Origin of the sequence: Methanomethylovorans sp. (assembly GCF_041447285.1) — an archaeon.
In the GTDB taxonomy this organism is placed as follows: domain Archaea; phylum Halobacteriota; class Methanosarcinia; order Methanosarcinales; family Methanosarcinaceae; genus Methanomethylovorans.
Map to the genome: position 1 here is coordinate 59,803 of NZ_JBGMEB010000002.1, position 12,323 is coordinate 72,125.

Below are 12,323 nucleotides of genomic sequence, written 5' to 3' on the forward strand. Positions count from 1 at the left end.
TAAGATGTACGTCCTGAGCAAGTGCGTCCGCGATGTGATGTATTGTAGTATCCACTGTCTAGAGACAGGTACCTCCTCCACCTCAAAAGTCTGAGTGCTCTAAAAAAGAGCACTCACACCTCATCTTTTATATTACAAAGTTAAATCTTATTATATGTCACTTATAACCCTAACTACAGATTTTGGTTCGGTTTATCCTGCTGCTATGAAAGGGGTGATATTGAGTATTGATCCACAGGCTACTATTGTGGATATTACTCATAGCGTTCCTCATGCTGATATACGTGCCGGAGCATTTGCTCTATACTCTGTAGTTCCTTATTTCCCAAAAGGAACTGTTCATATCGCCGTGATAGATCCGGGTGTGGGTACATCACGAAATTCAATAGTTATTTCTGCTGGAGGCCATTTCTTTGTAGGTCCGGACAATGGTTTGATGGTTCCTGCAGCTTCCAGGCTGGGCGACATGGGTATCTACAAAATAACAAATTTCGGTCTTTTGGGTGATATCTCTACCACTTTTCATGGGAGGGATGTGTTTGCCCGTATTGGTGCTTATCTCTCAGAAGGTATGCCGCTAGAAGAAGTAGGTGAAATGACAGCTGATTATGTTCACCTTGATTTTGGAAAAGTCGATGTAAGAGATGATTTCATTTCAGGGCAAGTGATCTATATTGATGATTTCGGTAACATCATTACTAATATACAGGCTTCTGATGCGTTTAAAACGTTTCTCATTGAAGAACACGTAATCTTATTCGGCAATACGATGCCTTTTCTTCAAACCTATGGATATGCAGAGAAAGAGGGACTACTCGCTTTAATTGGTAGTCATGGTTTTCTCGAAATAGCTGTGAATGGAAGCAGCGCTGCAAAAGTACTGAATATAAAATGTGGTGATGAGGTAAGGATTAAAAAAAGCTGATCTTCCTGCTATTTCACATCCACTTGTAATGCTTCATCACTTCAAGGTTGATGTCATAGAGGAGGCTATTCTCCACATATCCGAAAAACAAGCATTTGTGACAGTTAAGAGGTATTTGCTTTCTTTTTTTCCGGCTGTTCACCCATACTTTCTCAAGACCGTCTTTTACTTTTCCAAGAGATTGCCTTTCCGCTCTGCAATGTTCTATAGTGCCATCGGCCGTCACATTAAGTATAAGTTCTCCGGCATGGCATTTGAAATCAGTGTCCATGTCCTTTATCATTTTCAGATACGTGTATGAATTTATAATAGGATAACCTTCTTTTTTCATTTCAATTATCCTGTCCACTGTCCTGCGATATTTTTCAGTATCTCTTACCCCGATGTTCTTCCAGACATCATCTTGTATTCCGGAGAATTCGTACATCGGCTCGAAAGCTATGGTCACTTTCAGTTCTGAAGCAAGCCTAATAAGTTCTTCAATATCCTCGAGGTTCCGACCACTAATCACACAGTTCATTAGCAATGGATTTTTCATCAGCCCCTTTGCTTTGACTATTCCTGGAAGTATTTTCTTTTTGAAATCTACTCCTCTTATCTCTTTGTAGCTGTTTATGCCATCAACAGATACGGAAAGGTAATCCAGATCTTTAAGGTCTTCAGCTCTTTTTTCCAGCAACAGGCCATTGGTTATAAGAAAAGTTGTTATTCCTATTTCTCTGGCGTGTTGGAGTATCTGTGGAAGGTCCTCTCTCAGCAAGGGTTCAGCGGTCCATGCGTTATATATCATTATCCCGAAGTCTTTTGCGTCATCCAGTAGTCTGATTATTTCCTGAAGTGTCATTTCAGGTCCATTCTGTTTCCAGTATTCACAGAAATCGCATTTCATGTTGCAGCGGGAGTTGATGGCGTGGGAAAGTACAAGAGGTCTCCTCCTTACTCTGGTTTGCCAGAATGCTTTTGCTGCCATAAAGGGTGATCTGGACATGATTCAGTATCTACATTGGTTGCTAGTTTAAATATTCTGTTCTAGAGTACAGCAAAAGCTGCAATGTAAGTTGTAATTTTAAAAAAGAAAATGTGCCCGCAGAACACGGGCATGTAGATATGTGTAAGTTGTTTGAGATGTTTATCCAAAGAGTGCACCGAGACCGGCCATTCCGCTCTCTTCTGCTTCTTCCTTGGACTCTTCTTCCTTTGCTGCCTCAGCGGCTGGAGCTGCTGCTGCTGCTGCTGCTGGAGCTGCTGCTGCTGGAGCTGCTGCAACTGCTGCAGTTGCCATTGCTTCCTCGATGTCTACGCCTTCAAGGGCTGCAATGAGTGCCTTTACACGTGATTCGTTGACTGCGGTACCAGCTGCCTGAAGAACGGCAGTTATTGCATCTTCTGTAATCTCTTTACCTGCTTTGTGCAGTAAAAGTGCTGCGTATATATATTCCATGTGAAATCACCTTTTATCAATGTAAGTTATATGTCTGTCTTATCCAAAGAGTGCTCCAAGACCGGCCATACCGTCCTCTTCTGAACTCTCTTCTTCCTTCTCTTCCTTTGCCTCGGCGGCTTCATTGCCCTGTGTTTCGGTGGTTGTGCTTACTGCTGCTGCAGCTGCGGCACCGAGAGCCTGCTTAAGCTCGTCATCTACTGCTTCTTCATTCTTAGTTGAAGCTGCAGCAGCTACGGCCAGCATCTGTGACTGAGCCTTGCCCATCAATGCGCCCATCAGTTCCGGTTCGAACACAGCGGCATTGATACCGAGGTTCTTGGATTCTGTTGAAGCTTTTGCGATAAGCGTGGTTATGTTGTCTGCAGTTGGATATGCTGCGTATACTGACAAGTTGAATGCCTGCTTTGCGGCCAGAGCTATGTCGTTGAAGTACTGTGTCTCATCCACAGCCAGTACGTCTGGACGGAAAATGGATCCTTCTTCCAGAACTGCTCTCAAGTCCAATCCTACTACTATTGGATAGATCTCAAGCCTGTTCAGCATGGCTGCGAGCAATTGTGGGACTTTTTCTCCCTCTTTCAGTACGGTCTTTGTTTCTTTTACAACGACCTTGCCTCCATCAATAGCTGCTGGTATGCCTGCACGCTGCAGGTCACCCAGTATAGGTCCTGGTGGGAAGCTTGTTGGCCTTGCTTCCACAACAATGTCCTTAGGGGCTATAGCTCCTGATCTGATTGGTGAAGGTGTCTTGCTCTTTTCGAGAAGCTTATACAGCTTAAAAGGATTCTGGTTTGAAAATACTAATGCCGACTGGACATCAATATATTCGCTCATATCCTTTACATCCTGGCCCATTTCCTCAAGTGCCCTTCTTATAAGGGTATTTCTGGCCACTTTGATATGTGCAGTTCCTTGGAGGTCTCTCCTCATTTTCTGGAGCTGCTTTGCAGGAATGCCTTCAATTCCTGCTATACCAAATAGGTGGTAGGATTTGATGAGCTCTTTAATCTCCTCGACTTCCTTAGCCTTCCATTTTGGTATGTGTGATGAGTGATGTTCCATCTCCATAATTACATCACCTTCACGGACTTGCCCATTGTGGTCGTCAAATGGATCGACCTGATGTTCTGACTACCTTTTTCAAGGGACTGTTCTAGTCTGGAGATCACCGTTTCTATGTTATCGGCAAGCTTCTCAACTTCCATGTCCCTGCGCCCAACTGCTACGTGGAAGGTCAGTTTATCCTTTGACCTTATACGCACGGAATTCTTTGAGGAGTTGATTACATCGGCTACGTTCTTGCCAGGTTGGAGTGGTATTGGCATCTTTCCCCTGGGACCTAAAACTACACCGAGGCTCTTACCAATGAGTGGCATGTACTGCACTTCGGCTATGAAAAAGTCACATTCGTTGGCAACAGCCCTTGCGCGTGCCTTGTCCTCTTTCATTGCATTGATATCTTCCTCAGTGAAGATGTATGTAGCACCGGCCTCTTTTGCCTGGAGACCAACCTCACCTTTTGCGAAAACAGCAACTTTCAAGTCCTTTCCAAGACCATGTGGAAGTATTATTTCTTCGTCAACACGGTTCTTAGGCTGACTCATATCGAGGTGTTTTAGGTTGATAGCCAGATCAACGCTTTCCATAAACTTGCGTTGCGGCGATTCCTCTAATAATTTATTAACAGCTTCTACTGTTGCTTTATTTACCATTCTGTTCCTCCCGTAGTGCTGAACTGCCGTCCTTCGGCCACTTCGGCCTACTACGGTTGATTAAAGGACCAAGGATAACCTCAGTCCATTACTATAACATTGCCCCATCGTGGAGCATAGTTCTTATATCTATCGGTTATGTGGCTTGGATCAAGCTTCTGCAGCAAGCACATCATCGTACTTTCCGTCGTCGATGGCTTTTTGGCATTCTCTTGGGTCCATTCCTTCTGCAGTAACGCCCAGAGTTACGCATACGCCCAGCACTTCCTTTACTGCAGCTTTCATGGAATATGCCAGCATTACGTCCCTCTTCATGCGTGCTATCTTCATAGCCTGGTCTATCTTCAGATCTCCAACTTTAGTTGTCTTTGGTTCGCCAGATCCTTTTTCGATACCCAGTTCTTTCTTGATCAACGCAGCGGTTGGTGGTGTACCAACTTCGATCTCAAAGCTCTTGTCATCGGCAACTATCACTTTGACAGGCACCTGCATGCCATTATAATCTTTTGTTTTCTCGTTGATCTTGTCTATAACTGCCTTTATATTGATCCCAAGAGGTCCAAGGGCCGGGCCAAGAGGCGGTCCGGGATTGGCTTTTCCTCCAGAGACCAGTGCTTCTACAACATTTGCCATGTGAGTATCACCAGTTACATCTATTATGTTATAAATTTAATATGTTCAGGACTCTTCCTCTTTCCTGAGGACCCTTACAGTGTCACCACGTATAGTTATAGGTATCGGTACTACAGCATCAAACAGTTCAACTGTAATCTCCTCATGTCCTTCATCGACCCGCTTGACACGTGCCCTTTCTCCTTTAAAGGGTCCGGAAGTAATCTCTATTATTGCGCCTTCTGTTATACCTGTCACTGTGGGCTTTGGTGTAAGGAAATGAGATATCTCTTCTATGCTCGATTGTCCCTTGATCACCGCACGTGCATGCGGAACTGTTTGGATTACCTGTTCAACTATACCGGGTGATGTGCTTTCTACTAATACGTATCCTTTCAGCTCGTCTGGCGCCAGGATGGCACGAATATCTAAGTGCTCTTTCCTTGCCACCATTGCGATCATGTTTGCTACGGAACGTTCCTGATTAGCAGTTGTTTTCACCACGAATACAGCAGAAGCTTCAGCCATTAATTCACACCCACTTTGGTATTTCTACCATTGCGACATAGATAAGGAATCCCATCATACCAATGGCAAGGATTCCAAGACCGGCTACTTTAGCAATGGTCAAAAATTCTTCTCTTGAGGGCTTTTTTGTTAGTTTTAGAACCCTAAGGTGCGCCCTTAAAATAGAACCCACAGAGTCCACTGTGGCATTTAACTTGCTTGAATCTATATTATTCCCTGCCAATATCTTCACAACCGATTAAGCCTTATGTTCTCTAATCCAATGTCTGGACGCATTTATCTAATAATGAGTAGTCAGATTTTAATTATGCTATAAAATAGTACCGACTATCTATCACTTCTTCTCTAAAATACTTTTCGATCATTTAGGTAGGCAGACTCTGGCTGTCTGCCTAAATCGTATTCATTTTACAAAATCAATTCCATACTTACGTGTAATATTTCTAGCGCCGCCATGACCGTAGATCTGAGGCGATTTAACACCAGTGACAACAAGCATTACCCTCACGGTATTTTCCAACTCTTCGTCTACCTGGGCACCCCAAATGATCCTTGCGTCGGGGTCTATACGGCTATATACCTCTTGGACCACGCTTTCAGCTTCTGCAATGGTCATATCAGGTCCACCTACCACGTTCACAAGAGCTGATGTAGCACCGGATATGTCTACGTCGAGCAGTGGACTTCTCAATGCCTTTTGAACCGCTTCAACGGCTTTCATCTCTCCTTCTGCCTCGCCAAGGCCGATCATTGCAACGCCACCATTCTGCATAACTGTCCTGACATCGGCAAAGTCAAGGTTGACAAGTCCCGGTTTTGTGATCAGTTCGGTAATTCCTTTTACAGCTCTCATCAAAACTTCGTCAGATACTTTGAATGCAGCTTGCAGTGGAAGTCTTGGAACAACTTCAAGAAGCTTGTCATTTGGTACTACTATTACTGTGTCAGCAACTTCTCTTAGCCTCTCAAGGCCAGCTTCAGCGTTCATACGCCTTACATGCCCTTCAACTCCAAAAGGAAGCGTAACTACTGCAATTGTAAGTGCTCCTGCGTCCCTGGCAGCTTCTGCAACTACTGGGGCAGAACCCGTACCAGTACCGCCTCCAAGACCTGCTGTGATGAATACCATATCGCTGCCCTCTACGAAAGCCTTGATTTCATCAACACTTTCCAGAGCTGCCTCTTCTCCAACTTGGGGAAGGCTACCAGCACCAAGACCTCTTGTCTTTTTCTTTCCTATCAATATCTTCTTATCTGCATTGACTCTAAGAAGGTGCTGAGCATCAGTGTTTATAGCAACTAATTCTGCTCCTTTTATTCCCTCATTGGCCATTCTCTGGGTACTGTTTGACCCTCCTCCACCACAGCCTACTACCTTTATCACAGTTCTCAGATCTCGAAGCATCTCTTCAAGCTCTGCATTGATATCGTTCGGTTCCGGCACACGTGTATGGAGGCGTCCTTCCTCTTCGGCCCTAGCAAGCGCCTCTTCAACTATGGATCTCATTCTTCTTCTCCCTTGAGTGAAAATCGTAGTATTTATTTAAGAGTAATGGTATTTCCTAATGTAATTCTTCTTGTGGTTTTTGTATAAACCATTAATGGTTCTACAATTCTGCCATTGGCAGTTACAGGGTTCCCTTTTTTCAACTCTGCGAACATAGGGCCAGGAGGCACACCCAGCTCCCGGGCAAGTTCCGGGTTGAACCTCTCCTCTGTAATATATAGCGTCATCTCTTCCGGGATATATTTTATTTCATAATGCTCTTTTAGTATTTTAATGCATTCATCTATAAGCATATCAGCTGAAGCCTTTTCTTTGCCTTGTTTGCACATCATTATACCGGGTAATGTCCCATTATCCTTTTCAAGGTACACCACATCCAACATCTCAATTAATTCAATCACTTTTTTCTTATCAACAGCTACTGCTTCACTGAAGACCCCTTCATCCATCTCAAAGATCTGAATATCCTCTGTCTTTATTCCTTTTGTGTTGTTTATATCCTGTCTGAATCCACTTGTTATCCTCAGGCGGCTCCCGGGACACAACCTGTCTGCCAGCCTAAACATATGGGAATATATATTCCAGGGCAATCCCTGCATATCTAATATATCACTTTCCCGAAGCAATTCAAGTCCAATACCTTTGATAATACCAGTGATCTTTTCTTTATGTGCTGATGACATTGCCCTTCGATCAAAATATACAAAATCAGCATTTGATTTCTCAATAGCCTGCTTAACAAGTCCCAGGTCCAGGTTATCAAGCTGATGATTCGGAAAATTGTGCCCAAATGTTATATTGTTCTCAAGCAACAATTTGGATTGCCTTTTTGCATAGTGGCCACCCCCAAAGCCAACAGCTATTGGTACAATATCTTCTTTAACATTTAATATTGCGCAGGCAGCTATCTCCCCTGCCACAGGGTCTTTCCACTGTTCTTCTGCACTGCCTATCTCTGCATAGACCATCGGTAAAGACACATCAGTAGGGCCATGGTGTGTGGATTCCATGGTAACCTCATAGCCACTATTTTTCACCATTTTTTGCATGTTTTTCAAAATGGATCTCAAGGCAAAGGGCGCAGGATAGGATAATTCCCCGCTGTGTCCGCCAAACTCCGCATTGCCGCTGTTGCCTGTATAATGAGCGGTAACAACCCTGTTCCCATCTTTGCTCTTATGTTTTGAGGCCACTATAATAAGCCGTGTTTTTAATCCGCATGCTTCAATTTTACGGTCTATGCCATCCTGGTATATGTGATGCCCATCAATCTCTACAAGCCAGAAATCTTCGGATGAATAAGCACATACAAGTTCCTTCCACTTATCGCTAGTTATGTTCAAAGGAACCCATTCTCTTTTTTTCAGTATATGTTCCTTGATGTTCTGGCTAGCGCTGTCAACTGTAGAGCAGAGAATAGTTATTTTTGCATCCTTTTCATCGCTTTTCACAGCCTATCTCCTCAACTTGAACCTTTTATAATATCAAATACCCATCTGCTCACGCCAGGCGCCACGTTGCCGCATCTGCGGTAGTTCAGCACATTAAATCCCCTGCTCTTATAATCTGCAATAAGGTCTTCTATTTGATGTTGTTTCTTAAATGTATAGAAATGTATCATTCCTTCTGGCATAACTACTTGTGATAATATGTCAAGGAACTGGTCCATGCCATAAGGTGTGGGAATTATGGCCCTGTGAAAATGACATTTTAGCATTGAAGGAATGTTCGTGGCATCGGCACGTATCACTGAAAGGTTTTCCAGAACTCCATTCCTGAAAGCATTCTTCTGAAGCATATGACAGGCTGCGATGTTCTTCTCCAATGCGACCACATGAGCACCTTTAGCAGCAGCAGGTACTGCAAAAGGCCCAACACCACAGAAAGGTACTATTATCCTTTCTCCTTTTTGTACCAGATTGGTGATCCTGCTTCTTTCATAGGATAATCTACTATTGAAAAAAGCCTCCTGCAGATCAAGTTCATAGGCAAAACCAAATTCTCTATGTATTGTTTTGGTACTACTGCCAGCAAGCAGCTCATAGGATGCGATTCTATGTTCTCCTCTGAGCTTGGAGGTCTTGTTCACCACAGCTCTTACTCCTCCCTGGCCAGCTATAAGTGCACTCGCGATCTCATATTTATGCGCGTCAAGCTCTATAGGTATTGATACAATAGCTATGTTGCCTATTACATCGAATCTTCCGGGCAATATCATCAGTTCTTGTTGTGTGAGTGATTTTTTCAATATATCTCTAAGGCTCATTGTCTGTTCCCTTATTGTTGATTTCCTTGTTTTGCCTGAGATTTCCACTTCCAATATTCCATAACCCTTATTAATCTTGATGTTTCACGTTTATACAGTGATCTCAGTGCCATCAATAGCTGTGGAAATTGTACATTTCAAAGTCAAGCCGGGAACCAATGAGCAGGAATTTCTCAAGGCATCTGCTGATATGATGCAGGAGCTGGGCAAACTATCAGGCTTCATTGATAGGGAATTGCTCAAAGGTGACAACGGCCAGTGGACAGATATGGTTCATTGGAAAAGCATGGAGAATGCATTGAAAGCTACAGATGATGTAATGAAACTTCCTTTATGTCTTGCATATTTTGGCTTCATTGATGATACCTCATTTCAAATGATGCATTTCACGCAAAGTCAAAAGTATCCTTAAATGTGACCTGAATTTCAATAAGTCGCTTGTATAGCATTAGGGCAGTGCATCTTATAGCCCTGCTAAACACTATCAAACAAGCCTATTCTGAAAACGTCTTTTGTTTCATTAATGAACCATCTACAGTATTCTATAAAGTGCAGAGTAAATAGTATCATTATTGGGATTCCAATAATTTCATGAATATACTTCCATTCATATCCGCCAATTCCTATATATGTGGAGTCATTTGACCCTACTAGCAGCACTATCTCTGAAATTCCCTGTAATAGCATCAATGCCATTAATGGCACATCTATAATAAAATGGGTTTTTGTCATTTTCACTCTAAACTCCTCCAATTTTTCTGTGTTTTAACCCAGTATTTAATTTTTGATGTGAGTATTTTATTGGCTCAATACTTCTCCTTATTCATCCCAATGGGTTGCATTATAATAAAAAGAAACTTACATTTTTTTGTATGTTGAAGTTTTAAGTGATCTCCTTTAAAGGTTCATTAAAGCATAGAACTGTAAATTAAGCTTGATATGTCCTTAGAAGGAGGTGTGAAACAGTTGTATTTTATGTTTTCACATTCTGACAAATATTCTATTTAATACGTCTATATAAAAATAGAGTATGAAAATCACATTTCTATGTGATCCTGAGACTCCCTTCTCTATTTACGGCACATCCAATTCTCTAGTATTTAATATCATCCATGTAAAAGCGATATATTTATTAAAATCCAGTCGAAAAAAGTAGAATACGGGATGTAGAAATCCCTCATGGTATAGCAGGTCACTCTATAGAACATGCTTGTGCTGGCTTATTAAGTCCAAAGGTATTCTTTGTTACACAGATTACCCATCTCCAGTGCAATGCAAGGTGGATGACGAATAAAATCACCATTGGCACTCCACATAATTCGTGAATATGTCTCCATTCAGACATACCTCTTCCTCCAAACTGGAGAATGAGGCCTGAAACTCCTTCCAGGACTGTTAATATTAATAATGGTATATCTACAATATAATTAATCAGTGCTCGTTTCATTCGAATCTTCAACTCCTTAGTGTCTTCTTTTGTTTTTGAGACTACAGCTTAGATCTGCTTTCAATTTCCTATCAGCACAATCTTGCTCTTCACATGGCATAATGAAAGAAATTAAAATAAAAAGACACTTACACTATCAACGAATAGACAATAAAAATTAAAAGTTTAATACGGTTTAGAAGTCTATATCAAGCTTCAATATACTTCTAAATCACTTTTCTGCACGAAATATATCTTGGATCGTTCAGATAATACATAAATTATTGCGCAATTTTTCTGTAAGCCTCATATTTTCAGAATAGTCCACTTTTACATCCATGAGCCATACTCCACCTGCTTTTAATGCGTATTCAAGCTGTGGCCTGAAATCTTCTGCCTTTTCGATTCTTATTCCATGGGCTCCGAAGCTCTCGGCAAGTTTAACAAAGTCAGGATTCAAGAAGTCTATACCAAAGCTGGAATCGAATTTTTTCTTTTCATGCCATTCAATGAGTCCGAACTTGGCATCATTGAATATAACTATAACTATATCGCAGCTTAAACGCACCGCAGTTTCAAGATCCTGTACATTCATAAGGAATCCACCGTCTCCAGCTACAGCTACTACTTTTCTTTCAGGTTTCAGGAGTTTTGCGGCAATGGCTCCCGGAAGTGCAAATCCCATGGACGCAAGACCATTTGATATTTGGACTGTGTTGGGTTCATAAGCAGGATAAAGACGTCCTATCCAGAGTTTATGGGCACCCACATCGCTGATGACTACATCTTCTCTATCCATGGTCTGTCTTATATCGTATATTATCTTCTGAGGTTTCATGGGAAACGCCAGATCATCCTTAAAATCAAGGAGTTCTCTTTCCATGTTCTTTCTAACCCGTGAGAAATATTCGAGCATTTCCTTTTTTTTGCAAAAGGGTGTTAATTGTTTCAGGGCAGTGCGAATGTTTCCTATCAGTGAAAGGTCTGGGATATATTTTTCGTCTATCTCGTGATGGTGGGAGTGAATATGTATTATTTTCTTGGAGCCATCCGGATTCCAGAACCTGGGACTATATTCCACATGATCGAATCCTATGCAGATTACCAGATCAGCTCTTTCAAAACCGCACATGATATGGTCCCTGTCCCTGATACCCATGGATCCCATGTAAAGTCCATCATCAGCCGGGAATGCACCTTTTCCCATAAAAGTTGTAACTACAGGAATACCTGTATTTCTTACAAAATTACATAATTCTTCAGATGCATCTTCTCTTATAACGCCATTACCTGCCAGAATTACAGGCATATCGGCAGCTCCTATAAGCATGGCAGAACGCTGCAGTTCATCCTCATCAGGCATTCGTATATGAGAATATGGTTTCTTTACAAGCGGTACCTTGTTAGTTTGCTCCGCAGCTATATCTTCAGGAATTTCTATGTGTGTTGCTCCTGGTCTATCCCTGGCTGTATCAAAAGCCTTGCTAACGATCTCAGGTATGAAATCTGCTCTGGTCACGCTGGAGTTCCATGTTGTGAACTCTCGGAAAGCTTGTACTATATTCAGATACTGATGGGCTTCTTTGTGAGTCTTTTCAAGTCCAGCCTGTCCGGTAATAGCTACCAATGGTGCTCTGTCCAGGTGTGCATCAGCGACACCAGTTATAAGGTTGGTTGCACCAGGACCAAGAGTTGCAAGACATACTCCAGGTTTATGGGTGAGCCTGCCATAGACATCTGCCATAAAGGCTGCGGATTGTTCATGTCTTGTTACTATGAACTTGATTTTTGATCTGGAAAGTGAGTCGGTCAGGTCCAGGGTCTCTTCACCCGGAATACCAAAAATATATTCTACGCCCTCATTTTCGAGACATTTCACCAGGAGATCACTGCCTTTCATTTT

At 42.3% G+C, this 12,323-nt stretch carries 14 protein-coding genes and 2 pseudogenes; 2 read left to right on the forward strand and 14 right to left on the reverse strand.

Features of this window, described 5'->3' with window-relative positions; genetic code table 11:
• The first annotated feature begins 154 nt into the window (after window positions 1-154).
• Window positions 155-925: an S-adenosyl-l-methionine hydroxide adenosyltransferase family protein gene (locus tag ACC612_RS00485; RefSeq protein ID WP_371852497.1), complete on the forward strand. Its 771-nt coding sequence runs from the start codon at window positions 155-157 to the stop codon at window positions 923-925.
• Window positions 926-938: 13 nt separating this feature from the next.
• Here ACC612_RS00485 and ACC612_RS00490 read toward each other — a convergent pair whose 3' ends face one another.
• The 11 genes and pseudogenes from ACC612_RS00490 to ACC612_RS00540 form a co-directional block, all read right to left on the reverse strand.
• Window positions 939-1,913, reverse strand: coding sequence for a radical SAM protein (locus tag ACC612_RS00490; RefSeq protein WP_371852498.1), 975 nt, complete (start codon window positions 1,911-1,913; stop codon window positions 939-941).
• 141 nt (window positions 1,914-2,054) lie between these two features.
• Window positions 2,055-2,366 carry a 50S ribosomal protein P1 gene (gene rpl12p, locus ACC612_RS00495; protein WP_371852499.1) on the reverse strand — a complete coding sequence of 104 codons (312 nt, stop codon included), beginning with the start codon at window positions 2,364-2,366 and terminating at the stop codon, window positions 2,055-2,057.
• A 39-nt stretch (window positions 2,367-2,405) separates the two neighbouring features.
• On the reverse strand, window positions 2,406-3,440 hold the full coding sequence (locus ACC612_RS00500) for a 50S ribosomal protein L10 (RefSeq protein WP_371852693.1): 1,035 nt from the start codon (window positions 3,438-3,440) through the stop codon (window positions 2,406-2,408).
• Complete coding sequence (locus ACC612_RS00505) at window positions 3,440-4,081, reverse strand: 50S ribosomal protein L1 (RefSeq protein WP_371852500.1); 642 nt, start codon at window positions 4,079-4,081, stop codon at window positions 3,440-3,442. The genes ACC612_RS00500 and ACC612_RS00505 overlap by 1 nt, the downstream gene beginning before the upstream one ends.
• 150 nt (window positions 4,082-4,231) lie before the next feature.
• Window positions 4,232-4,714, reverse strand: coding sequence for a 50S ribosomal protein L11 (locus ACC612_RS00510; protein ID WP_371852501.1), 483 nt, complete (start codon window positions 4,712-4,714; stop codon window positions 4,232-4,234).
• Window positions 4,715-4,759: 45 nt separating this feature from the next.
• Window positions 4,760-5,221, reverse strand: coding sequence for a transcription elongation factor Spt5 (locus tag ACC612_RS00515; protein WP_371852502.1), 462 nt, complete (start codon window positions 5,219-5,221; stop codon window positions 4,760-4,762).
• A 4-nt stretch (window positions 5,222-5,225) separates the two neighbouring features.
• Complete coding sequence (locus ACC612_RS00520; protein WP_371852694.1) at window positions 5,226-5,429, reverse strand: protein translocase SEC61 complex subunit gamma; 204 nt, start codon at window positions 5,427-5,429, stop codon at window positions 5,226-5,228.
• Between the two features lie 195 nt (window positions 5,430-5,624).
• The gene (gene ftsZ / locus ACC612_RS00525) at window positions 5,625-6,728 is read right to left on the reverse strand and encodes a cell division protein FtsZ (RefSeq protein ID WP_371852503.1); all 1,104 of its coding nucleotides are present in this window, start codon (window positions 6,726-6,728) and stop codon (window positions 5,625-5,627) included.
• A 95-nt stretch (window positions 6,729-6,823) separates the two neighbouring features.
• Window positions 6,824-6,931: pseudogene (locus tag ACC612_RS00530) on the reverse strand (ribonuclease Z); the annotation flags it as partial.
• A gap of 432 nt (window positions 6,932-7,363) precedes the next feature.
• Window positions 7,364-8,179: pseudogene (locus tag ACC612_RS00535) on the reverse strand (D-aminoacyl-tRNA deacylase); the annotation flags it as partial.
• 11 nt (window positions 8,180-8,190) lie between these two features.
• On the reverse strand, window positions 8,191-8,994 hold the full coding sequence (locus tag ACC612_RS00540) for a class I SAM-dependent methyltransferase family protein (RefSeq protein WP_371852504.1): 804 nt from the start codon (window positions 8,992-8,994) through the stop codon (window positions 8,191-8,193).
• Window positions 8,995-9,100: 106 nt separating this feature from the next.
• Here ACC612_RS00540 and ACC612_RS00545 point away from each other — a divergent pair, with 106 nt between their 5' ends.
• The gene (locus ACC612_RS00545) at window positions 9,101-9,406 is read left to right on the forward strand and encodes an antibiotic biosynthesis monooxygenase (protein WP_371852505.1); all 306 of its coding nucleotides are present in this window, start codon (window positions 9,101-9,103) and stop codon (window positions 9,404-9,406) included.
• A gap of 62 nt (window positions 9,407-9,468) precedes the next feature.
• On the opposite strand, the gene ACC612_RS00550 is transcribed toward ACC612_RS00545, so the two are convergent.
• The 3 genes from ACC612_RS00550 to ACC612_RS00560 form a co-directional block, all read right to left on the reverse strand.
• Entirely contained in the window at window positions 9,469-9,726 is a 258-nt protein-coding gene (locus ACC612_RS00550; RefSeq protein WP_371852695.1) for a DUF4405 domain-containing protein, read from the reverse strand.
• 460 nt (window positions 9,727-10,186) lie between these two features.
• A complete protein-coding gene (locus ACC612_RS00555; RefSeq protein ID WP_371852506.1) occupies window positions 10,187-10,441 on the reverse strand; it encodes a DUF4405 domain-containing protein in 255 nt (84 codons plus the stop codon).
• A 244-nt stretch (window positions 10,442-10,685) separates the two neighbouring features.
• Window positions 10,686-12,320 (reverse strand): acetolactate synthase large subunit, encoded by a 1,635-nt coding sequence (locus ACC612_RS00560; protein WP_371852507.1) that lies wholly within the window; start codon window positions 12,318-12,320, stop codon window positions 10,686-10,688.
• Window positions 12,321-12,323: the final 3 nt, after the last annotated feature.

Bases quoted from the DNA above. Each gene is read 5' to 3' on its own strand.
- ACC612_RS00505 (WP_371852500.1), bottom strand. From the start codon at position 4,081: ATGGTAAATAAAGCAACAGTAGAAGCTGTTAATAAATTATTAGAGGAA.
- rpl12p (WP_371852499.1), bottom strand. From the start codon at position 2,366: ATGGAATATATATACGCAGCACTTTTACTGCACAAAGCAGGTAAAGAG.
- ACC612_RS00560 (WP_371852507.1), bottom strand. From the start codon at position 12,320: ATGAAAGGCAGTGATCTCCTGGTGAAATGTCTCGAAAATGAGGGCGTA.
- ACC612_RS00490 (WP_371852498.1), bottom strand. From the start codon at position 1,913: ATGTCCAGATCACCCTTTATGGCAGCAAAAGCATTCTGGCAAACCAGA.
- ACC612_RS00555 (WP_371852506.1), bottom strand. From the start codon at position 10,441: ATGAAACGAGCACTGATTAATTATATTGTAGATATACCATTATTAATA.
- ftsZ (WP_371852503.1), bottom strand. From the start codon at position 6,728: ATGAGATCCATAGTTGAAGAGGCGCTTGCTAGGGCCGAAGAGGAAGGA.
- ACC612_RS00515 (WP_371852502.1), bottom strand. From the start codon at position 5,221: ATGGCTGAAGCTTCTGCTGTATTCGTGGTGAAAACAACTGCTAATCAG.
- ACC612_RS00485 (WP_371852497.1), top strand. From the start codon at position 155: ATGTCACTTATAACCCTAACTACAGATTTTGGTTCGGTTTATCCTGCT.
- ACC612_RS00510 (WP_371852501.1), bottom strand. From the start codon at position 4,714: ATGGCAAATGTTGTAGAAGCACTGGTCTCTGGAGGAAAAGCCAATCCC.
- ACC612_RS00540 (WP_371852504.1), bottom strand. From the start codon at position 8,994: ATGAGCCTTAGAGATATATTGAAAAAATCACTCACACAACAAGAACTG.
- ACC612_RS00550 (WP_371852695.1), bottom strand. From the start codon at position 9,726: ATGACAAAAACCCATTTTATTATAGATGTGCCATTAATGGCATTGATG.